Source organism: Streptomyces clavuligerus, assembly GCF_005519465.1.
Lineage (GTDB): Bacteria > Actinomycetota > Actinomycetes > Streptomycetales > Streptomycetaceae > Streptomyces > Streptomyces clavuligerus.
Window position 1 is genome coordinate 1,513,637 of sequence record NZ_CP027858.1, and the last position, 19,611, is coordinate 1,533,247.

General features: G+C 71.3%; 19 protein-coding genes and 5 tRNA genes. 8 read left to right on the forward strand and 16 right to left on the reverse strand.

The window, feature by feature from the left end; all coding sequences use genetic code 11:
• Positions 1-260 precede the first annotated feature (260 nt).
• On the forward strand, positions 261-494 hold the full coding sequence (locus tag CRV15_RS06015) for an Lrp/AsnC family transcriptional regulator (RefSeq protein ID WP_003957620.1): 234 nt from the start codon (positions 261-263) through the stop codon (positions 492-494).
• A gap of 196 nt (positions 495-690) precedes the next feature.
• Here the strand turns inward: CRV15_RS06015 and CRV15_RS06020 are convergent, their stop codons facing one another.
• The 3 genes from CRV15_RS06020 to CRV15_RS06030 form a co-directional block, all read right to left on the reverse strand.
• Positions 691-1,863, reverse strand: coding sequence for a D-alanine--D-alanine ligase family protein (locus CRV15_RS06020; RefSeq protein ID WP_003957621.1), 1,173 nt, complete (start codon positions 1,861-1,863; stop codon positions 691-693).
• A 206-nt stretch (positions 1,864-2,069) separates the two neighbouring features.
• Positions 2,070-3,080, reverse strand: coding sequence for an NAD(P)H-dependent glycerol-3-phosphate dehydrogenase (locus CRV15_RS06025; RefSeq protein WP_003961989.1), 1,011 nt, complete (start codon positions 3,078-3,080; stop codon positions 2,070-2,072).
• Complete coding sequence (locus tag CRV15_RS06030; protein ID WP_003957625.1) at positions 3,077-3,829, reverse strand: lysophospholipid acyltransferase family protein; 753 nt, start codon at positions 3,827-3,829, stop codon at positions 3,077-3,079. The genes CRV15_RS06025 and CRV15_RS06030 overlap by 4 nt, the downstream gene beginning before the upstream one ends.
• Positions 3,830-3,980: 151 nt before the next feature.
• On the opposite strand from CRV15_RS06030, the gene cofC reads away from it, so the two are divergent.
• Complete coding sequence (gene cofC, locus CRV15_RS06035) at positions 3,981-4,682, forward strand: 2-phospho-L-lactate guanylyltransferase (RefSeq protein ID WP_003961987.1); 702 nt, start codon at positions 3,981-3,983, stop codon at positions 4,680-4,682.
• A gap of 190 nt (positions 4,683-4,872) precedes the next feature.
• Positions 4,873-5,076, forward strand: coding sequence for a hypothetical protein (locus CRV15_RS06040; protein WP_009997653.1), 204 nt, complete (start codon positions 4,873-4,875; stop codon positions 5,074-5,076).
• 209 nt (positions 5,077-5,285) lie between these two features.
• Here the strand turns inward: CRV15_RS06040 and CRV15_RS06045 are convergent, their stop codons facing one another.
• The 4 genes from CRV15_RS06045 to leuC form a co-directional block, all read right to left on the reverse strand.
• Positions 5,286-5,954, reverse strand: a complete 669-nt coding sequence (locus CRV15_RS06045) for an HU family DNA-binding protein (protein WP_003957628.1) — start codon at positions 5,952-5,954, stop codon at positions 5,286-5,288.
• A gap of 154 nt (positions 5,955-6,108) precedes the next feature.
• On the reverse strand, positions 6,109-6,336 hold the full coding sequence (locus CRV15_RS06050) for an SCO5555 family protein (RefSeq protein ID WP_003957629.1): 228 nt from the start codon (positions 6,334-6,336) through the stop codon (positions 6,109-6,111).
• Between the two features lie 104 nt (positions 6,337-6,440).
• Positions 6,441-7,034, reverse strand: a complete 594-nt coding sequence (gene leuD, locus CRV15_RS06055) for a 3-isopropylmalate dehydratase small subunit (RefSeq protein ID WP_003957631.1) — start codon at positions 7,032-7,034, stop codon at positions 6,441-6,443.
• A 6-nt stretch (positions 7,035-7,040) separates the two neighbouring features.
• The gene (leuC, locus tag CRV15_RS06060) at positions 7,041-8,468 is read right to left on the reverse strand and encodes a 3-isopropylmalate dehydratase large subunit (protein ID WP_003957632.1); all 1,428 of its coding nucleotides are present in this window, start codon (positions 8,466-8,468) and stop codon (positions 7,041-7,043) included.
• Positions 8,469-8,610: 142 nt separating this feature from the next.
• Here leuC and ndgR point away from each other — a divergent pair, with 142 nt between their 5' ends.
• Positions 8,611-9,330, forward strand: a complete 720-nt coding sequence (gene ndgR / locus CRV15_RS06065) for an IclR family transcriptional regulator NdgR (protein ID WP_003961984.1) — start codon at positions 8,611-8,613, stop codon at positions 9,328-9,330.
• A 168-nt stretch (positions 9,331-9,498) separates the two neighbouring features.
• Here ndgR and CRV15_RS06070 read toward each other — a convergent pair.
• The 9 genes from CRV15_RS06070 to CRV15_RS35840 all read right to left on the reverse strand — a co-directional run bounded on the left by CRV15_RS06070 (position 9,499) and on the right by CRV15_RS35840 (position 13,423).
• Positions 9,499-9,571: transfer RNA gene (locus tag CRV15_RS06070), tRNA-Glu, on the reverse strand.
• Between the two features lie 24 nt (positions 9,572-9,595).
• Positions 9,596-9,667 (reverse strand) — tRNA-Gln (locus CRV15_RS06075).
• Positions 9,668-9,682: 15 nt separating this feature from the next.
• Positions 9,683-9,755: transfer RNA gene (locus tag CRV15_RS06080), tRNA-Glu, on the reverse strand.
• A gap of 85 nt (positions 9,756-9,840) precedes the next feature.
• Positions 9,841-9,913: transfer RNA gene (locus tag CRV15_RS06085), tRNA-Glu, on the reverse strand.
• 21 nt (positions 9,914-9,934) lie between these two features.
• A tRNA-Gln gene (locus CRV15_RS06090) sits at positions 9,935-10,006 on the reverse strand.
• A gap of 87 nt (positions 10,007-10,093) precedes the next feature.
• Positions 10,094-10,810: an HAD family hydrolase gene (locus CRV15_RS06095; RefSeq protein ID WP_009997651.1), complete on the reverse strand. Its 717-nt coding sequence runs from the start codon at positions 10,808-10,810 to the stop codon at positions 10,094-10,096.
• Positions 10,811-10,916: 106 nt separating this feature from the next.
• Positions 10,917-12,392: a glutamate--tRNA ligase gene (gltX, locus tag CRV15_RS06100; RefSeq protein WP_003957636.1), complete on the reverse strand. Its 1,476-nt coding sequence runs from the start codon at positions 12,390-12,392 to the stop codon at positions 10,917-10,919.
• On the reverse strand, positions 12,385-13,161 hold the full coding sequence (locus tag CRV15_RS06105) for a fumarylacetoacetate hydrolase family protein (RefSeq protein ID WP_003957637.1): 777 nt from the start codon (positions 13,159-13,161) through the stop codon (positions 12,385-12,387). The genes gltX and CRV15_RS06105 overlap by 8 nt, the downstream gene beginning before the upstream one ends.
• 97 nt (positions 13,162-13,258) lie before the next feature.
• The gene (locus CRV15_RS35840) at positions 13,259-13,423 is read right to left on the reverse strand and encodes a hypothetical protein (RefSeq protein ID WP_009997650.1); all 165 of its coding nucleotides are present in this window, start codon (positions 13,421-13,423) and stop codon (positions 13,259-13,261) included.
• Between the two features lie 591 nt (positions 13,424-14,014).
• Here CRV15_RS35840 and CRV15_RS06110 point away from each other — a divergent pair.
• The 4 genes from CRV15_RS06110 to CRV15_RS06125 all read left to right on the forward strand — a co-directional run bounded on the left by CRV15_RS06110 (position 14,015) and on the right by CRV15_RS06125 (position 19,605).
• Positions 14,015-18,079, forward strand: coding sequence for a nitrate- and nitrite sensing domain-containing protein (locus tag CRV15_RS06110; RefSeq protein ID WP_079133004.1), 4,065 nt, complete (start codon positions 14,015-14,017; stop codon positions 18,077-18,079).
• 9 nt (positions 18,080-18,088) lie between these two features.
• A complete protein-coding gene (locus CRV15_RS06115; protein WP_003957641.1) occupies positions 18,089-18,502 on the forward strand; it encodes a roadblock/LC7 domain-containing protein in 414 nt (137 codons plus the stop codon).
• A 130-nt stretch (positions 18,503-18,632) separates the two neighbouring features.
• Positions 18,633-19,034 carry a DUF742 domain-containing protein gene (locus tag CRV15_RS06120; protein WP_003961979.1) on the forward strand — a complete coding sequence of 134 codons (402 nt, stop codon included), beginning with the start codon at positions 18,633-18,635 and terminating at the stop codon, positions 19,032-19,034.
• Complete coding sequence (locus tag CRV15_RS06125; RefSeq protein ID WP_029183063.1) at positions 19,015-19,605, forward strand: GTP-binding protein; 591 nt, start codon at positions 19,015-19,017, stop codon at positions 19,603-19,605. Before CRV15_RS06120 ends, CRV15_RS06125 begins: the two co-directional genes overlap by 20 nt.
• The last annotated feature ends 6 nt before the right edge of the window (positions 19,606-19,611 follow it).

A 19,611-nucleotide genomic window follows, 5' to 3' on the forward strand; every position in this document is an offset into this window, starting at 1 on the left:
CCGCCGGGGGTCCGGCGGCAACCCTTGTCCTGCGGGGTCCGGTGGCACCGGCCCGTCGTCCCTGTTGCCTGCGTTCCGTATGCGCCGTACGGGGCCCCCGGCGCCCGCCGTGTCCTCCGTGCGCCACACCCGGTACCCCGCCCGGCGCGCGGGTCTCCCCGTGGCGACGGGCGACGCGATACCGTGGCGTCCCTTTCTCTCCCCCGGGGTCTGTCCACCGACGGTAGGGGACATCTTCCTCGGGTCGCCCTGGAGGTTCCGTGGTACAGGCGTACATCCTGATTCAGACCGAGGTGGGCAAGGCGTCGACCGTCGCCGACATCATCGGGAAGATTCCGGGAGTGATGCAGGCCGAGGACGTGACCGGCCCCTATGACGTGATCGTCCGCGCCCAGGCCGACACGGTCGACGCCCTGGGCCGTCTGGTGGTCGCCAAGGTGCAGCAGGTGGAGGGAATCACACGCACACTGACCTGCCCGGTCGTGCATCTGTAGCCCCCGTCCGCGCCGGGCCGGCGCCGCCCGCCGACCGCTCCGCCCACCGTCCTCGGCCCTGTCGCCGCGTCCGTCGGCGCGCCGCGTGGCCGCACGGGGGTGCGGACGGCGCGGGGCCGGGGCCGCCCGGCGGCGGGCGGCCCGGGTGACGCCGTGATCGTACTGTGCCGTACGGGGGCCGGTCCTTCCCCCGGGGTCAGCGCAGCCCGGTGCTCCGCCGCAGCGCCGCCTGGATCAGCCGGTCCACCAGCTCGGCGTAGCCCACACCGGTCTCCTGCCACATCCGCGGGTACATGGAGATCGGGGTGAAGCCCGGCATGGTGTTGATCTCGTTGATGACGAACTCGCCGTCCTCGGTGAGGAAGAAGTCCGCGCGGACGAGCCCCTCGCAGGACGCGGCGTCGAAGGCGGCGACCGCGAGCCGCCGCACCTCGGCGGTCTGCTCCTCGGTCAGCGGGGCGGGCACGATCCCGGACGCCGAGTCGATGTACTTGGCCTCGAAGTCGTAGAAGTCGTGCGACTGCACCGGCGGGATCTCGGCCGGGACGCTCGCGCGCGGCCCGTCCTCGAACTCCAGCACCCCGCACTCGATCTCCCGGCCCCGGAGCAGCGCCTCCACCAGGATCTTCGGGTCGTGGCGCCGCGCCTCCTCGATGGCCTCGTCCAGACCGGAGAGGTCGTCGACCTTGGTGATGCCGATGGAGGAACCGGCGCGCGCGGGCTTCACGAAGACCGGCCAGCCGTGGTCACCGGTGAAGTCCACGATCTTCTTGCGGGCGGCGGAGGCGTCCTGCTCCCACTCGCGCGGGCGGATCACCGTATACGGGCCGACGGGCAGCCCGAAGGAGGTGAAGACCCGCTTCATGTACTCCTTGTCCTGGCCCACGGCCGAGGAGAGCACACCGGCGCCGACATAGGGCACCCCGGCCAGCTCCAGCAGCCCCTGGAGGGTGCCGTCCTCGCCGTAGGGGCCGTGGAGCACCGGGAAGACCACGTCGACCTCGCCGAGCGCCTTCGGCACGGAGCCGGGCTCGGTGTAGACGACCTCACGGCTGCCCGGGTGGACGGAGAGCACGACATCGCCCTCCGTGGACTCCGCGAGCTGGTCGACGCTGGGCAGCCGCCGGTCGGTGATGGCCATCCGGTCGGGCTCGTCGGCGGTCAGCGCCCAGCGGCCGTCCACCGTGATGCCGATGGGCAGCACGTCGTACACGGACCGGTCGATGGCGCGCAGCACGGCACCGGCGGTGACCACGGAGATCTCGTGCTCGGAGCTGCGCCCGCCGAAGACGACGGCCACACGCGGCTTGCGGATCGGCTGCTCGAAACCCGGCTGTTCGGGACTCTGGGGGAGATTCTCGGTGCTCATATCGCCATGAGACTACCGTGCACCTGCCACGTACAGCAGGGTTGGCACAGGCCAGACGGGTGTCCCGGGGCCGCGCGGGACACCGGGGCCTGGTCGCGGGCGGGGCCGGCGTCCCCGCCGGACTCGAACAGGGCCGCCGGCGGGGACGGGTGGCGGGAAGCCGCACGGACCGGCGGACCGGCGGGCGGCCCGGGGGGCCTCGCGGCTCAGCGGCGCTCGGGCTTGGCGCTGCGCCCCATCAGCTCCTTGAGCGCGACGGCGGGCGGCTTGCCGTCGTGGACGATGCCGACGACGGTCTCGGTGATCGGCATGTCGACGCCGTGGCGGCGGGCCAGATCGAGCACCGACTCACAGGACTTGACGCCCTCGGCGGTCTGCCGGGTGACGGCGATGGTCTCCTGGAGGGTCATGCCCTTGCCGAGGTTGGTGCCGAAGGTGTGGTTCCGGGAGAGCGGCGAGGAGCAGGTGGCCACCAGGTCGCCGAGGCCCGCGAGACCGGAGAAGGTCAGCGGGTCGGCGCCCATGGCGAGCCCGAGCCGGGTGGTCTCGGCCAGTCCCCGGGTGATCAGCGAGCCCTTGGCGTTGTCGCCGAGGCCCATGCCGTCGGCGATGCCGACCGCCAGCCCGATGACGTTCTTGACCGCGCCGCCGAGTTCGCAGCCGACCACATCGGTGTTGGTGTACGGGCGGAAGTACGGAGTGTGGCAGTGGGACTGGAGCCGCTGGGCGGCGGACTCGTCCCGGCAGGCGACCACGGCGGCGGCGGGCCGCCGCTGGGCGATCTCCCGGGCGAGGTTGGGCCCGGTGACGACGGCGACCCGCTCGGCGGGCACCCCGGCGACCTCCTCGATCACCTCGCTCATCCGCTTGGCGGTGCCGAGTTCGACGCCCTTCATCAACGAGACGAGCAGGGTGTCCGGCGGCAGCAGGGGGGCCCAGGCGGCGAGGTTGGCGCGCAGGGTCTGGGAGGGGACGGCGAGCACGGTGAAGTCGGCGCCGTCCAGCGCCTCGGCCGGGTCGGTGGTGGCCCGCACGCCCTCGGGCAGCTCGATCCCCGGGAGATAGTCGGGATTGGTCCGGGTGGTGTTGACGGCCTCGGCGAGTTCGGCGCGGCGGCCCCAGAGGGTCACCTCGCAGCCCGCGTCGGCGAGCACCGTCCCGAAGGCCGTTCCCCATGAGCCGGTCCCGAAGACGGCCGCCCTGGCGGGGTGTGTCACAGCATTCCTTCCCCTGCGGCCTTGCGCCGCTGTTCTGCCCTCGCCGAGCGGTTGTCGTACGGCTCGGGCGGTGCTTTCTCCCCGCGTACGTCCTCCAGCAGCGCGGTGATCTCGGCCATGATGGCCTCGGTCGCCTCGCGCAGGAGCTCCGGGGTCGGCTCCCGATCGTAGAACCGGCTGAGGTCGACGGGCGGCCCGGCCTGCACGATCAGGGTCTTCCGGGGGAAGAGCCGGAACCGGTTGACCCTGGCGTACGGAGGCATCGCGAGGTTGGCGCCCCACTGGGCGACGGGGATGACGGGGGCACGGGTGCGCAGGGCGATCCGGGCCGCTCCGGTCTTGCCCGCCATGGGCCACATCTCCGGGTCGCGGGTGATGGTGCCCTCGGGGTAGAAGACCACGCACTCACCGTGCTCGATGGCGTCGACGGCGGTCCGGAAGGCGTCCATCGCGTCGGTGCTCTCGCGGTAGACGGGGATCTGCCCGGTCCGCCGGAACACCACGCCCACGAACGGGGCGCTGAAGAGGCCCGCCTTCGCCAGAAAGCGCGGCACCCGTCCGGTGTTGTACTGGTAGTGGGCGTAGGACAGGGGGTCCAGATACGAGTTGTGGTTCACCGCCGTGATGAATCCGCCCTCGGCCGGAATGTGTTCCATTCCCCGCCAGTCCCGTTTGAACAGAACCAGCAGCGGAGGTTTGGCGATGGCCGCTGCCAGGCGGTACCAGAAGCCGATTTTACGGCGGAACACTCGGATACCCTTCCTCGTGGACGACCGGGCCTTTGCCCGGTGGCCGGGGGTCAAGTGTCGCCCCAGGCACCTGGTCTGTCGAGGACACCGTACGCTCCGCGCACGGGCCCGGCCCGCCGTCCGGTCCGGCGCCGGGCCACAATGGGGCCCGATGCACATGGACGGAGAGCTGGACACCCCGACCGGCACCGGGAGCCGCGCCACGCCCCTGGCGGGCTGGTCCCTGGTGATCCCCCTGAAACCCCTCGTCCTGGCGAAGAGCAGGCTCGCGCCCACGGCGGGGGACTCCTTGAGACCCCGGCTGGCGCTGGCGTTTGCGCAGGACACCGTGGCCGCGGCGCTGGCCTGCCCCGCCGTTCGGGATGTGGCGGTCGTCACGGACGATCACACGGCGGGCGGGGCGCTCGCGGCGCTCGGGGCACGGATCGTGCCGGACGTCCCGGGCGGGGGGCTCAACGCGGCGCTGTCCCACGGCGTGCTGGCGGTCCGCCAGGGCCGGCCCGGCGCGGCGGTCGCCGCGCTCAACGCGGATCTGCCCGCGCTGCGGCCCCTGGAATTGGCCCGGGTACTCGCCTATGCGGGCGGATTTCCACGAGCTTTTCTCGCCGATGCGGCCGGTATCGGGACGACTTTGCTCTCCGCGGCCGGTGGAGTGGAATTGCGCCCGGGTTTCGGCGGCTCCTCGCGGAGCAGGCATTCGGCTTCCGGTGCGGTGGAAATTCCGCTTGACGGGGTGGATTCGGTGCGCCAGGACGTGGACACCGGAATCGACCTGGCGGCGGCTCTGGCCCTGGGGGTGGGGCCGTGCACGGCGGCCCGGCTGGAGCCGGGAATCCCCGTCGGGGACCACTGAGACACCGGATTCCGGCGGAATGTCCCGGGCTTCCACGGACCGGGACTCCTGCGGATCGGGACCCCTGCGGATCGGGACCCCCGCGGGCCCGCGGCTCCCATCGGCCCGGCCCTCTCTCGGACCCGGACCTGCGGCTCCCACGGACCGGACGGGCGCGCCCGGCAGGGCGGGAAGCCCTAAGCTGGCGGGCATGCAGGCGACCTCGTACACCTACGACCCCGAGACCCGCAGCGGGAGCGTGCTGCTCGACGACGGGACCCCCGTGGAGTTCGGCACGGCGGCCTTCGACGCCGGGGGGCTGCGGCTGCTCCGTCCCGGGCAGCGGGTGCGGATCGAGACGGAGGGCGCGGGCGCGGAGCTGCGGATCACCCTGGTGACCCTCCAGACCTTCTGACGGGCCCGCGCGGCCCCGGGCACGGCCCCGCCACGGCCGTTCCGGACCTCTCGACGGCTGTGCCGCATCCCCGGCGCCTCCCGCGTCCCCACAGGTCAGCGAGGCCGGACAAGGAACGGGAGAACGGGGGCGGGCGCGGGGAACACCGCGGGCCGGGCTCCCCGGAAGGAGCCCGGCCCGGCGCATGAGCGGCCCGGTGGTGGGTCCGCCTACCTCTTCCTGGCAGTCGCCGTCTTCTTGGCGGCGGTCTTGCGCGCCGTCGTCTTCTTGGCCGGGGCCTTCTTGGCGGTGGCCTTCTTCGCCGGGGCGGTCTTCTTCGCCACGGTCTTCTTCGCCGTCGTGGCCTTCTTCGCCGGTGCCGCCTTCTTGGCGGTGGTGGCCTTCTTGGCCGTGGTCGCCTTCTTGGCGGTGGTGGCCTTCTTCGCGGGAGCCGCCTTCTTGGCGGTCGTCGCCTTCTTCGCCACGGCCTTCTTCGCCGTCGTGGCCTTCTTGGCGGTGGTGGCCTTCTTGGCCGCGGCCTTCTTCACGGTCGCCGAAGCGCCGCCGGTCAGGCTGCCCTTGGGCGCCTTCTTCACCGAGACCTCACCGCCGCGCGGGAGCTTCTTCGCACCGCTGACCAGGTCCTTGAAGCCCTGGCCCGCGCGGAAGCGGGGCACGGAGGTCTTCTTGACCCGCACCCGCTCACCCGTCTGCGGGTTGCGGGCGTAACGGGCGGGACGCTCGACCTTCTCGAACGAGCCGAATCCGGTGACCGAGACCCGGTCCCCGGCGACCACCGCGCGGACGATCGCGTCCAGCACCGAGTCGACGGCGTCCGCGGCCTGCTGTCGGCCGCCGAGCTTGTCGGCAATCGCTTCTACTAGCTGCGCCTTGTTCACGTCTTCCCCTTCGGAGACATTGCCTGAACGAAACCGTCCAGGCTTTTTCGCACGTTAGGCAGATATATACCGCAAATCAAACACGAAACGGTCTAATCACCCTAGTGCCGCAACGAAGTCGACTACCGAAGTCGTCTTCGCGGGAGTTCAGGTGTCAGTCGCCTTCAGGGAATCGACCTTCGGAGAGGTCCTTCATCAAGCGGTCCAGACGCCGTGCGGCATCCGGGAGATCGTGCTTCGCCGCAGCCGTGATGACCAGCAGCTTCCGGGCGAGCGCCTTCCTTACGCCCTCCGGGACTTGCAGTTCGCGCACCAGGCGGTGCGCTTCCTTCAATCGGGTGGCGACAGTCGCATAGAGCTTGAGTTGACTGTCGCGTTCCATGCACCGATTGTGCCATCTGGGGCGAGTTGTCGCCCGGCGGGGTCTCAACAGACGACTGCGCCCCCCACCGGACGGTGGAGGGCACAGTCGGGGAAAGCCGCTGATCAGACCTGAAGTGTGCGCGGTTTGTGGGCCGGGCGGGCCCCTTCGTAAGCCGCGATGTCCGATTCGTGCTGGAGGGTGAGGGAGATGTCGTCCAGCCCGTTCAGCAGCCGCCAGCGGGCGTTCTCGTCCAGCTCGAAGGGGGCCGTGATCCCCTCGGCCCGGACCTCGCGGGCCTCCAGGTCGACGGTGATCTCGGCGGTGGGGTCGGCCTCGGTCAGCTCCCAGAGCCGGTCCACGGTCTCCTGCGGCAGAACGACGGTCAGCAGACCGTTCTTGAGCGAGTTGCCCCGGAAGATATCGGCGAACCGGGCCGAGATCACGGTCTTGAAGCCATAGTTCTGAAGCGCCCAGACGGCGTGCTCCCGGGAGGAGCCCGTACCGAAGTCGGGGCCCGCGACCAGCACCGTCGCGCCCTGTCGCTCCGGCCGGTTGAACACGAAGCCGGGGTCCTTGCGCCATGCCTCGAAGAGCCCGTCCTCGAAGCCGTCGCGGGTGACCTTCTTCAGCCAGTGGGCGGGGATGATCTGGTCGGTGTCGACGTTGCTGCGGCGCAGCGGGACGGCCCGGCCGGTGTGTGCGGTGAAAGCTTCCATGGCTGATCAGACTCCAGCGGGCGTACGGGCGGCGTCGGCGAGGTCGGCCGGGGAGGCCAGATGTCCGAGGACGGCGGTGGCGGCGGCGACCGGGGGCGAGACCAGGTGGGTGCGTCCGCCCTTGCCCTGGCGGCCCTCGAAGTTGCGGTTGGAGGTGGACGCGGAACGCTCGCCGGGAGCGAGTTGGTCGGGGTTCATGCCCAGACACATCGAGCAGCCCGCGTGCCGCCATTCGGCGCCGGCGGCGGTGAACACCTTGTCCAGGCCCTCGGCGACGGCCTGGAGGGAGACCCGGACGGAGCCGGGGACGACCAGCATCCGTACGCCGTCGGCGACTTTGCGGCCCTCCAGCACGGTGGCGGCCGAGCGCAGGTCCTCGATCCGGCCGTTGGTGCACGAGCCTACGAAGACGGTGTCCACGGTGATGTCCCGCAGCGGCTGCCCCGCGGCCAACCCCATGTACTCCAGGGCCTTTTCGGCGGCCAGGCGCTCCGAAGCGTCCTCGTACGAAGCCGGATCGGGGACGCTCGCGGAGAGCGGGGCGCCCTGGCCCGGGTTGGTGCCCCAGGTGACGAACGGGGAGAGCGCGGCGGCGTCGATGACCACCTCGGCGTCGAAGACGGCGTCGTCGTCGCTGCGCAGGGTCTTCCAGTACGCGACGGCGGCGTCCCACTCCTCGTCCCGGGGGGCGTGGTCGCGGTCCTTGAGGTAGGCGAAGGTGGTCTCGTCGGGGGCGATCATGCCCGCGCGTGCACCGGCCTCGATGGACATGTTGCAGATGGTCATCCGGGACTCCATCGAGAGCTTCTCGATGGCCGGGCCGCGGTACTCCAGGATGTAGCCCTGGCCGCCGCCGGTGCCGATCCTCGCGATGATCGCCAGGATGAGGTCCTTGGCGGTGACCCCGTCGGGCAGCTCGCCCTCGACGGTGATCGCCATGGTCCTGGGCCGGGCCAGCGGCAGCGTCTGGGTGGCCAGCACATGCTCCACCTGGGAGGTGCCGATGCCGAAGGCCAGCGCGCCGAAGGCGCCGTGGGTGGAGGTGTGCGAGTCGCCGCAGACCACGGTGGTGCCGGGCTGGGTCAGTCCGAGCTGGGGGCCCACGACATGGACGACCCCCTGCTCGACATCGCCCAGCGGGTGCAGCCGGACGCCGAACTCGGCGCAGTTCTTGCGCAGGGTCTCCAACTGGGCGCGGGAGACCGGGTCCGCGATCGGCTTGTCGATGTCGAGGGTGGGGGTGTTGTGGTCCTCGGTGGCGATGGTCAGGTCGAGCCGCCGCACGGTACGACCGCTCATCCGCAGGCCGTCGAACGCCTGGGGGCTGGTCACCTCGTGCAGCAGGTGCAGATCGATGTAGAGGAGGTCGGGCTCGCCTTCGGCGCGCCGGACGACATGGTCGTCCCAGACCTTCTCCGCGAGTGTCCTACCCATCGCTTTCCCTCCGGCCGGCCGCACTGCCGGCACATGTAGAGACCTGTGCGGGCCCTGGTGCAACGGCGCCGCCATTACAGACTGGCGGGTTCTCCGGAACTTTGAACTTGCGTTTCACACTGTGAGACGCAAGTATCGTTGCATGGACAACTCTAGCGGCGTCGGCGTACTCGACAAGGCGGCTCTGGTTCTGAGCGCACTGGAGTCCGGTCCGGCCACCCTCGCCGGGCTGGTCGCGGCCACCGGGCTCGCCCGCCCCACGGCCCATCGGCTGGCCGTGGCACTGGAACACCACCGGATGGTGGCGAGGGACATGCAGGGCCGGTTCATCCTCGGTCCCCGGCTGTCCGAGCTGGCCGCGGCGGCCGGTGAGGACCGGCTGCTGGCCACCGCCGGACCGGTCCTCACCCATCTGCGGGACGTGACGGGCGAGAGCGCGCAGCTCTATCGCCGCCAGGGGGACATGCGGATCTGTGTCGCGGCGGCGGAACGGCTGTCCGGACTGCGGGACACCGTCCCGGTGGGCTCCACGCTCACGATGAAGGCGGGCTCCTCCGCGCAGATCCTGATGGCCTGGGAGGAGCCCGAGCGGCTGCACCGGGGGCTCCAGGGGGCGCGTTTCACGGCGACGGCGCTGTCGGGCGTACGGCGGCGCGGCTGGGCCCAGTCGATCGGCGAGCGCGAGCCGGGCGTGGCCTCGGTCTCCGCTCCCGTACGGGGGCCCTCCAACCGCGTGGTGGCTGCCGTGTCGGTCTCCGGGCCGATCGAGCGGCTGACCCGCCACCCGGGCCGGATGCACGCCCAGGCGGTCATCGACTCGGCCGCCCGGCTGTCGGAGGCGCTGCGCCGCAGCGGCGGCTGAGCCTCCCGGCCCCGACGGCCGCCCCGCGCATCACCGTCAGGCGCCGTCCCACCCTCGCTGAGCTGCGGAGACGGGACGGCGCCGACCCGAGATCCCCGGCTTTCGCGGCCCCTGGCCGCAGACAACGGAAAGCCCCTCCGCGATGATCGCGAAGGGGCTTTCCCTCTGTACCCCCGACCGGATTCGAACCGGCGCTACCGCCTTGAGAGGGCGGCGTGCTAGGCCGCTACACAACGGGGGCAAGTCTATGAGATCCAAGGATCTGCTGGCCTACCTGGACTCGAACCAAGACTAACTGAACCAGAATCAGTCGTGCTGCCAATTACACCATAGGCCATGGTGGTTCAGACCGTACCCCCGACCGGATTCGAACCGGCGCTACCGCCTTGAGAGGGCGGCGTGCTAGGCCGCTACACAACGGGGGCCCTAGCGATCCCGACCCGGTGTGATCCGGGTCACTGTCACCGTGCGGTCACCAGGAGCGACCTGATGATCAACGGGATGGATCTGTACCCCCGACCGGATTCGAACCGGCGCTACTGCCTTGAGAGGGCAGCGTGCTAGGCCGCTACACAACGGGGGCTTTGCAGATGAGCTCTGCGAGCTGGCCTACCTGGACTCGAACCAAGACTAACTGAACCAGAATCAGTCGTGCTGCCAATTACACCATAGGCCACCAAGGCGCAACCCCCTTACGGGGGCCTTGCTCGGTTTACGCTGTCCGTTCCGGCTTTTTGCCTTCCCGGGCGGCGCAGAAAGAACATTACCCGAAGGTGTCCGGCGCTCCAAAACGGGTATCCCCCCGCAGCAGCGCGGGGAGCTGGTCGAGGCCCGTGATCCGGGTCAGTTCGGGTCGGCCGCCCCGGCCCGGGCGGTCGAGCCAGATGCCCAGGAGCCCCGCTTCACCGGCCCCCCGGGCGTCGATGTCGGGCTCGTCGCCGACGTACGCCACCTGCTCCGGCGGGAGTCCCAGCGAGCGGCAGGCGGCGTGGAACGCCTCCGGGTCCGGCTTGGAGCTGCCCAGCTCCACGGCGCAGACGACGGTCTCGAAGCGGTCGGCCACCCCGAGGGCGGCCAGCCTCGGCCGCTGGACCTCCAGGGTGGAGTTGGAGAGCACGGCGTGCCGGTATCCCCCGAGGGCGTCCAGGGCCGGTACGACGTCCGGGAAGAGGCTCCAGGCGGTCCTGAAGTGGACGAGGTAGCGGGCGAACCAGTCGTCCGCCTCCGGGTCGCTCAGGGCCGTGCCGGTGAACGCCCGTACCCGGTCGCGGCGCTGTCCCGGGAAGTCCACCTCCCCGGCGGAGAGCCGGGCCCAGTGGATCGCGGTCAGCTCCTTCCAACGGGCGAGGGCCTGGGCGACGGAGGTGAATCCGCCGGCCAGGCCCTCGGTGCGCAGATGCCGTTCCATGCCCAGATGGTCGGCGCGTCCGTAGTCGAAGATCGTGTCGTCGATGTCCCAGAGGACCGCGCGGATCGTCATGATCCTCACAGTAACCGGGAACGGCGCGGCCCGTCCCGGTCCCGGCCGCCCGGATCGGGGCGTTCGGGACCGGGACGGGCCGGGGTGCGGCTCGGTCCGCGCCGGGTCAGACGGCGAGCTTCGCGAGCGCGGCGTCGATCCGGGCGAGGGTCCGCTCCCGGCCCAGGATCTCCAGCGACTCGAAGAGCGGCAGGCCCACCGTGCGGCCGGTGACCGCGACCCGCACCGGGGCCTGGGCCTTGCCCAGCTTGAGGCCATGGGCCTCGCCCGCCGCGAGGACGGCCTCCTTGAGGGAGTCCGCGGAGCTCCAGTCCGCCGCCGCCAGCTTCTCCCGGGCGGTGACCAGCAGGGCGTCCGAACCCTCCTTCATCGCCTTCGCCCAGGACGCCTCGTCCTCGACGGGCGTCTCACGGAAGAGGAAGTCGACGTTGGCCGTGATGTCGGAGAGCACCGTGAGCCGGGTCTGGGCGTAGGGGGCGATGGCCTCCCAGGCGGCCCGGTCGAAGTCCGCGGGCTCCCAGGTGGCGAACGGGGCGGTGAGCCAGGGCTCGCAGGCGGCGGCGAACGCCTTCACGTCCAGCCGGCGGATGTGGTCGGCGTTGATCGCCTCGGCCTTCTTGAGGTCGAAGCGGGCCGGGTTGGCGTTGACGTCCGCGATGTCGAACTTCTCGACCAACTCGGCGACCGAGAACACGTCCTGGTCGGCGGAGAAGGACCAGCCGAGGAGGGAGAGGTAGTTGAGCAGGCCCTCGGGGAGGAAGCCGCGCTCGCGGTAGAGGTTGAGCGAAGCCTGCGGGTCGCGCTTGGAGAGCTTCTTGTTCCCCTCGCCCATGACGTACGGCAGATGGCCGAAGGCGGGGATCTCCTGGGCCACGCCCAGCTCGATCAGCGCCTTGTAGAGCGCGATCTGCCGGGGGGTGGAGGAGAGCAGGTCCTCGCCGCGCAGCACATGGGTGATCTCCATGAGCGCGTCGTCGACCGGGTTCACCAGGGTGTAGAGCGGGGCGCCGTTGGCGCGGACGATGCCGTAGTCCGGCACGTTCTCCGGGGTGAAGGTCAGCTCGCCGCGGACCAGGTCGGTGAAGGTGATCGGCTCGTCGGGCATCCGGAAGCGGACGATCGACACCCGGCCCTCGGCCTCGTAGGCGGCCTTCTCCGTCTCGGTCAGGTCCCGGCAGTGTCCGTCGTAGCCGGACGGGCGGCCCTCGCGGCGGGCCAGCTCGCGGCGCTCGTCCAGCTCCTCCGCGGTGCAGTAGCAGGGGTAGGCGTAGCCGCCCTCCAGCAGCCTCTTCGCGATGTCCGCGTAGAGGTCCATGCGCTGCGACTGCCGGTAGGGGGCGTGGGGGCCGCCGATCTCGGGGCCCTCGTCCCAGTCCAGGCCGAGCCAGCGCATCGAGTCCAGGAGCTGCTGGTACGACTCCTCGGAGTCGCGCGCCGCGTCGGTGTCCTCGATGCGGAAGACCATGGTGCCGCCGTGGTGCCGGGCGAAGGCCCAGTTGAACAGGGCGGTGCGGACCAGACCCACATGGGGGTTGCCGGTCGGCGAGGGACAGAAACGTACGCGGACGGTCGCGTTAGCCACGCTTGATCACCTTGTTGGTGAGAGTGCCGATGCCTTGGACGGTGACGGCGACCTCGTCGCCGACGGAGAGGGGACCGACTCCGGCGGGGGTGCCCGTGAGGATCACGTCGCCCGGGAGCAGGGTCATCGCCTCGGAGATGTTGACGATCAGCTCCTCGATGGAGTGGATCATCTCGCTGGTCCGGCCGAGCTGTCGCTGCTCGCCGTTGACCGTGCACTGGATGGCGAGGTCGGACGGATCGAGGTCCGTCTCCACCCAGGGACCCAGCGGGCAGGAGGTGTCGAAGCCCTTGGCCCGGGCCCACTGCTTCTCGCGGCGCTGCACATCGCGGGCGGTCACGTCGTTGGCGCAGGTGTAGCCGAGGATGACGTCCTTGACGCGCTCGCGCGGGACCTCCCGGCACATCCGGCCGATGACCACGGCCAGCTCGGCCTCGTGGTGCAGCTCCTGGGAGAAGGAGGGGTAGGCGATGGCGTCGCCGGGGCCGATGACCGACGTGGACGGCTTGAAGAAGGCGAAGGGGGCGTCGGGGACCTCGTGGCCCAGCTCCGCCGCGTGCTCCGCGTAATTCCGGCCGAACGCGACGACCTTGTTCGGGAGCACGGGAGGCAGCAGCCTGACCTTGCTCAGCGGAACCTTCGTACCGGAGAGTTCGAAGTCCGCGAACGGAATGCCCTTGATGATGTCGAGGACGAGCCCGTCCGGGCCCTCGCCCTCGACCGCGCCGAAGGCGACATTGCCGTCGATGGAGAACCTGGCGATGCGCACGGGATGCGGATGCCCCTCTACTACTGCTGACGCTGCTGGAGTCTGACGCTCCAGGCTAACGCGGCCGGGCCCGCCCTCCCGTGCGCGCCGCAGCGCCTCAGCCCTGGACGGGGGCGACCATCAGCACGGTGCGGCGGGGGTTGGCGGTCTGCGTCGGCAGCTCGGCCGCGTGCTCGGGGCGCTCCGGCGCCGGGAACGACTCGCCCTTCGCCAGATGGGCGAGCGTGGTGCGCCGGGGATTCGCTATGTTGCGGAGCGTCATCGTTGACTTCATCGGCTGCTTTCCGACCCTTGGTGTGGGGCCGTTCGGTGAACGGCGATCGACAGAAAGTCGTACATGTAAAGCGCCAGGCTAAACATCGGATTCCCCGCGAATGTGGGGAGAGACGGTGAGATCCATGTGAGTTTGCTCACCACTTGCCCGGCAATTCGGTCATTTCAGACCGGATGCGAGAGGGTCAGAAACGGACATTGGTAGCTGAAGCTGCCATTCCGCTCCCGATCATGGCGACTGGGGCACCCTTCACGCCTCACGAAATCGCAGGGAAATGCCCCTTTCATCCCCCCACTTCCTCTACGAACTGTGACATGTGCATCACTTTGCGTCATGGAATGGGGGACGGCCCCCGCCGCTCTTGTTGGAGATCCGGGGCTGTGCTGGAATTCCCGCACCGCCGCGGTTATCAAGGCCGGCGCGCAGGAAGGCGCAACGCAGCGCCGAGCGGCGGCGGGAAAGGGGGAGAGCGCCGGTCACTCACGACCACCACCGGGGCGCTTGCCGCGCCTCACCGACGCCGACAACAGTTCTGCCGCGGATCGCGGTGGGACGCCTGGTCAAGAGGTTGCGACGCTAGTGCAGGGACGTTTCAAGAGGGATGGCGCGGGATCTCCCCCGACCCGCCAGAGCCGAGGGGAAGCTGTAGCGGGACAGGAGCCGCGCGGCGGGACCGACCGCGGCCCCTCTCCCCAGCACACCCGGAACCAGGGACCGGCCGGGCCGGGCGCCGACGGCGGTGACCGCGGCGCCCGTTCCGGGCCCGCCCCGCTTCCCGGAGGCCCCCGCTCCGCAGCCGCGCGCGCGGGTGTCACGGTGCCCGGGATGGCCGGACCGCCGCCCGGACCGGGGGTGCCCGGTGGACCGGGCGGACCCGGCGGCGCGGGTGGCCCCGGCGGACCCGGCGGCGGACCCGTCCCGGCGGGCGACAACTCCCCCAGCGCTCCCAAGGGCACGGGCCCGGTCGACACCGGTTCCCGGCTCGCCCTGCGCAACTGGCGCATCAGTACCCGTCTCATCTCCCTGCTGACCCTCCCCGTTGTCGCGGCGACCGCCCTGGGCGGGCTGCGGATCAACGAGTCCATGGAGCGCATGGAGCAGCTCGACCACATGCAGCTGCTCACCGACATGACCCAGGAGGCGACCAAGCTCGCCGTCGCCCTCCAGGAGGAGCGCGACGAGACGGCCGGTCCGCTCTCCAACAAGGTCAAGAAGACCGACTTCAAGATCACCGAGCCGCGCGAGTCCACCGACCGCGCCCGCAAGAGCTTCCTGGAGACCACCCGCGACATCCCCAACACCGGGGACAACGACGCGCTGGAGAGCATCCGGGCCAACGCCAACCAGATCGCCCGCCAGCTCGCCGAGCTGAACACGCTGCGGAAGAACGCCTACGCGGACAATCTGCCGAAGTCGCTCACGGTCGAGAAGTACCACCGGCTCATCCAGTCGCTGCTCGGCCTCTCCCAGGACATGGCGCAGGCCACCTCCAACCCGGAGATGATCAAGCGCACCCGGGCGCTGGCGGCGTTCTCCTCCGCCAAGGAGTACGCGTCCATGCAGCGCGGGATCATCGCCGCCGCGCTGCCCGGCGGCGCGGGCGCCGAGGGCCCCGGTCTCAGCGACACCGACCGCGAGTACGGCGAGGCCGCCCTCCAGAACGGCGAGGACGAGCTGGAGCAGTTCGAGCAGATCTACGCCGCCTCCGGCGGGGACCCGCAGGATCTGACCGAGCAGCTCGACAACGGCAACCCGATCATCGGCGAGGCCCAGGAGTACGCCCAGCGGGTGCTGAGCCGGGCCGACGCGCTGGAGGACCGGCAGCAGCGCTCGTACCTCGACTGGATCGACGACTACGGCGTCCGCATCGAGGCCATGAAGCAGATCGAGACCACGCTTCTCGGCGAGATGGAGACCAAGGCGCGCCAGCTCCGCGAGGAGTCCCAGCGCGAGGCCATCATCAACGGCGCGCTGATCGTCGTCGTCCTCGGTGTCTCGCTCGTCGGCGCCTTCGTCGTGGCCCGCTCCATGATCCGCTCGCTGCGGCGGCTCCAGGACACGGCCACGAAGGTCGCCCAGGAGCGGCTGCCCGAGCTGGTCAAGCAGCTCTCCGAGTCCGACCCGCAGGACGTGGACACCTCCGTCGAGTCCGTCGGCGTCCACTCCCGCGACGAGATCGGCAAGGTGGCCGCGGCCTTCGACGACGTGCACCGCGAGGCGGTCCGCCTCGCCGCCGAGCAGGCGCTGCTGCGGGGCAACGTCAACGCGATGTTCACCAACCTCTCCCGGCGCTCCCAGGGCCTCATCCAGCGCCAGCTCTCGCTCATCTCCGAGCTGGAGTCCCGCGAGGCCGACCCGGACCAGCTCTCCTCGCTCTTCAAGCTGGACCACCTCGCGACCCGTATGCGCCGTAACGGTGAGAACCTCCTCGTCCTCGCGGGCGAGGAGCCCGGCCGCCGCTGGACCCGCCCGGTCCCGCTGGTCGACGTGCTCCGCGCCGCCGCGTCCGAGGTGGAGCAGTACGAGCGGATCGAACTGGCCGCCGTCCCCGCGACCCAGGTCGCCGGGCGCGTGGTCAACGACCTCGTGCACCTCCTCGCCGAGCTGCTGGAGAACGCCACCTCGTTCTCCTCCCCCCAGACCAAGGTCAAGGTCACCGGTCACGCCCTCCCCGACGGGCGGGTGCTGGTCGAGATCCACGACACCGGTATCGGCCTCTCCCCCGAGGACCTCGCCGCGATCAACGAGCGGCTGGCCTCGCCGCCCACCGTGGACGTCTCCGTCTCCCGCCGCATGGGCCTCTTCGTGGTCGGTCGGCTGTCGCTGCGTCACGGCATCCGGATTCAGCTCCGTCCCTCCGACTCGGGCGGTACGACCGCGCTGGTCATGCTCCCCGTCGACCTGGCACAGGGCGGCCGGAAGGCGCCCGGCGCCCCCGGCGCCGGTGTGCCCGGCGGGATGCCCCCGGGCGGACCCGGCGGCGGTCTCGGCGGTCCCGGCGGTCTCGGTGGTGGACCCGGCGGCCCCGGTGGTCCCGGCGCGCCCGTCGCGGGCGGTCCGCAGCGCGGCCAGGTCGGCGCCGGACCGGGCGGACCGGGCGGGCGCACCGCGCTGCCGAGCCGGGACGGCGGTCCCGGCCAGGGCCGTCAGGGCACCGGCCTCGCCGGCGCCTTCGGCAACCGTCCCCCGAAGAACGGCTCCGGCCGGGGCACCGGTCCGCAGCAGGGCGGCCCCGGCGGCCCGAACGCGGGCGACCGCGGACGGCAGCTCCCCACCCCCGCGGCGGGCGGGCCGCGCCCCGAGCTGCCCGGCGGCCCCGGTGCTCCGCAGCGCGGACCGAACCAGGCCCCCGGCCCGTTCGGCGGCCCGGCGGCCGACGCGCCGCGCGGCCATGAGGAGAACGGCGGCCTGCGCGGCCCCGGCGGCTCCCCGCAGCAGGGCGGGCCCGGCGGTCCGTTCGTCCGTCCCGATGTCTTCGGCTCCCCGCAGCAGGGCCCGGTCGGCGGTCGGGCGGGCGGCAACCCACCCGGTGGCCCCTTCGCGTCCCGGAACCCCGGTGCGGAGCAGGACCCGACCGCGACCGCCCCGATGCCCCGGATCGACCCCGGGGCGCCGCGCCCCGCGGGCATGGGCCAGGACCCGGCGGCCACCGGGCAGTTCCCGCGCGCCGACTTCCAGGACCCGGCGTCCGGCAACCTCCCCCGCCCCGGCTACCAGGACCAGAACTCCGGACAGCTCCCCCAGCCCGGCTACCAGGACCCGGCCACCACCGGCTCCTACACCCGGCCCGACTTCCCGGGGCAGGACACCGGACAGAACAGCCTCCCCGGCTACCCCGGCCAGACGGACACCGGACAGTTCCCGCGCCCCGACTTCCAGGACCCGGCGTCCGGCAACCTCCCCCGCCCCGGCTACCAGGACCAGAACTCCGGACAGCTCCCCCAGCCCGGCTACCAGGACCCGGCCACCACCGGCTCCTACACCCGGCCCGGCTACCCGGGGCAGGACACCGGACAGAACAGCCTCCCCGGCTACCCCGGCCAGACGGACACCGGACAGTTCCCGCGCCCCGACCTCGGGGCCCCGCAGCCGCCCGCGCCGGGCCAGGCGCCCGCTCCGCGCGGCTTCGAGCAGCCGGGGAACGCCCTGGACGGCCACCGGCCGGCCGCGCTGCCGGACCGGCCGCAGCCCGAAGCGCTGCCGCCCGCGCCCCCCGGCCCGGTCGACGGCCGTACCCCGCTGTACGACACCCTGGAGACGGACTGGTTCCGCTCGCAGGAGCAGGGCTCCGGCGCCTCCGGCCAGGACGTCCACGCCGAGCGGCCCGTCCAGCAGGACCAGCCGGAGGCCGGCTGGCACGACTCCCCCAACGACGAGCTGGGACGGCAGGCGGAACGTGCCCGCAAGCCCTCCTCCGGCGGCGTCACCACCTCAGGTCTTCCTCGCCGGGTACCGCGCGCCAACCTGGTCGCGGGCACGGCTCAGGAGCAGAGCGCTCACAGCGGCCCCCAGGTCTCGCGAGCGCCGGACGACGTGCGCGGCCGGCTCACCAACCTCCGCCGTGGCATTCAGCAGGGCCGTCAGCAGAACAGCTCGACGACCGACAGCTTCAACCTCGGCCCCACACACCCGCAGGAGCGTTAGTTGAGCCCGATGAGCCAGGCGGCGCAGAATCTGAACTGGTTGATCACCAACTTCGTGGACAACACCCCCGGGGTGTCCCACACGGTGGTGGTCTCCGCCGACGGACTCCTGCTGGCGATGTCCGAAGGATTCCCGCGCGACCGTGCCGACCAGCTCGCGGCCGTCGCCTCCGGACTGACCTCGCTGACCGCGGGGGCCTCCCGCATCTTCGAGGGCGGCCCGGTGAGCCAGACGGTCGTGGAGATGGAGCGCGGCTTCCTCTTCCTGATGTCCATCTCGGACGGGTCCTCGCTGGCCGTCCTCGCCCACCCCGAGTGCGACATCGGCCTCGTGGGCTACGAGATGGCTCTTCTGGTCGACCGCACGGGCGGGGTGCTCACCCCCGACCTCCGCGCCGAGCTTCAGGGAAGTCTGCTGCATTGACCGCCGCACCCGATACCGCCCATTCATCCAGATAGCGCGCCTCGCGCCGTCACCGTCAGGTCGCCCGATCGGCCCCCACCGGCCCGTTCCGACGGCACGTCGACCACCTGCTGTCCCGCCCGGAGGACTCATGACCCCGCCAACCGCCTCTCACGATCCGTACGGTGCTCAAAGCGACTACGGCTTCGAGGGTGACCAGCCGCTGGTGCGTCCGTACGCCATGACCGGCGGCCGGACCCGGCCCCGCTACCAGCTCGCCATCGAGGCGCTGGTCAGCACCACGGCCGACCCCGCGCTGCTCGCCGGGCTGCTCCCCGAGCACCAGCGGATCTGCCATCTGTGCCGTGAGGTCAAGTCGGTGGCGGAGGTGTCGGCGCTGCTGTCGATGCCGCTCGGCGTGGCCCGCATCCTCGTCGCCGACCTGGCGGAGGCGGGCATGGTGGCGATCCACCAGCCGGGCAACGGAGATGCCGGCGGCACGCCGGATGTGACACTGCTCGAAAGGGTGCTCAGTGGACTTCGGAAGCTCTAGCGGCGACGCCGGAGGGCAGAGCCGGTCGACGACCAGCGCGAAAATCGTGGTGGCGGGCGGCTTCGGCGTGGGCAAGACCACGTTCGTCGGCGCCGTCTCGGAGATCAACCCGCTGCGCACCGAGGCCGTCATGACATCGGCCTCCGCCGGCATCGACGACCTCACCCACACCGGAGACAAGACCACCACCACCGTGGCCATGGACTTCGGACGCATCACCCTCGACCAGGACCTCATCCTCTACCTCTTCGGCACCCCCGGACAGGACCGCTTCTGGTTCATGTGGGACGACCTCGTCCGCGGCGCCATCGGCGCCGTCGTCCTCGTCGACACCCGCCGCCTCGCCGACTGCTTCCCCGCCGTCGACTACTTCGAAAACAGCGGCCTCCCCTTCGTCATCGCCCTCAACGGCTTCGACGGACACCAGCCCTACAGCCCCGAAGAAGTCCGCGAAGCCCTCCAGATCGGCCCCGACACCCCCATCATCACCACCGACGCACGCCACCGCGCCGACGCCAAAAGCGCCCTCATCACCCTCGTCGAACACGCCCTCATGGCCCGGCTCAAGTAGACATGG

Coding starts and splice junctions, on each gene's coding strand:
- leuD (WP_003957631.1), bottom strand. CDS start 7,034: ATGGAAGCTTTCACCGCACACACCGGCCGGGCCGTCCCGCTGCGCCGC.
- ndgR (WP_003961984.1), top strand. CDS start 8,611: ATGGACAACTCTAGCGGCGTCGGCGTACTCGACAAGGCGGCTCTGGTT.
- CRV15_RS06095 (WP_009997651.1), bottom strand. CDS start 10,810: ATGACGATCCGCGCGGTCCTCTGGGACATCGACGACACGATCTTCGAC.
- CRV15_RS06020 (WP_003957621.1), bottom strand. CDS start 1,863: ATGAGCACCGAGAATCTCCCCCAGAGTCCCGAACAGCCGGGTTTCGAG.
- CRV15_RS06040 (WP_009997653.1), top strand. CDS start 4,873: ATGCAGGCGACCTCGTACACCTACGACCCCGAGACCCGCAGCGGGAGC.
- CRV15_RS35840 (WP_009997650.1), bottom strand. CDS start 13,423: ATGACGCTCCGCAACATAGCGAATCCCCGGCGCACCACGCTCGCCCAT.
- CRV15_RS06115 (WP_003957641.1), top strand. CDS start 18,089: ATGAGCCAGGCGGCGCAGAATCTGAACTGGTTGATCACCAACTTCGTG.
- CRV15_RS06120 (WP_003961979.1), top strand. CDS start 18,633: ATGACCCCGCCAACCGCCTCTCACGATCCGTACGGTGCTCAAAGCGAC.
- leuC (WP_003957632.1), bottom strand. CDS start 8,468: ATGGGTAGGACACTCGCGGAGAAGGTCTGGGACGACCATGTCGTCCGG.
- cofC (WP_003961987.1), top strand. CDS start 3,981: ATGCACATGGACGGAGAGCTGGACACCCCGACCGGCACCGGGAGCCGC.
- CRV15_RS06050 (WP_003957629.1), bottom strand. CDS start 6,336: ATGGAACGCGACAGTCAACTCAAGCTCTATGCGACTGTCGCCACCCGA.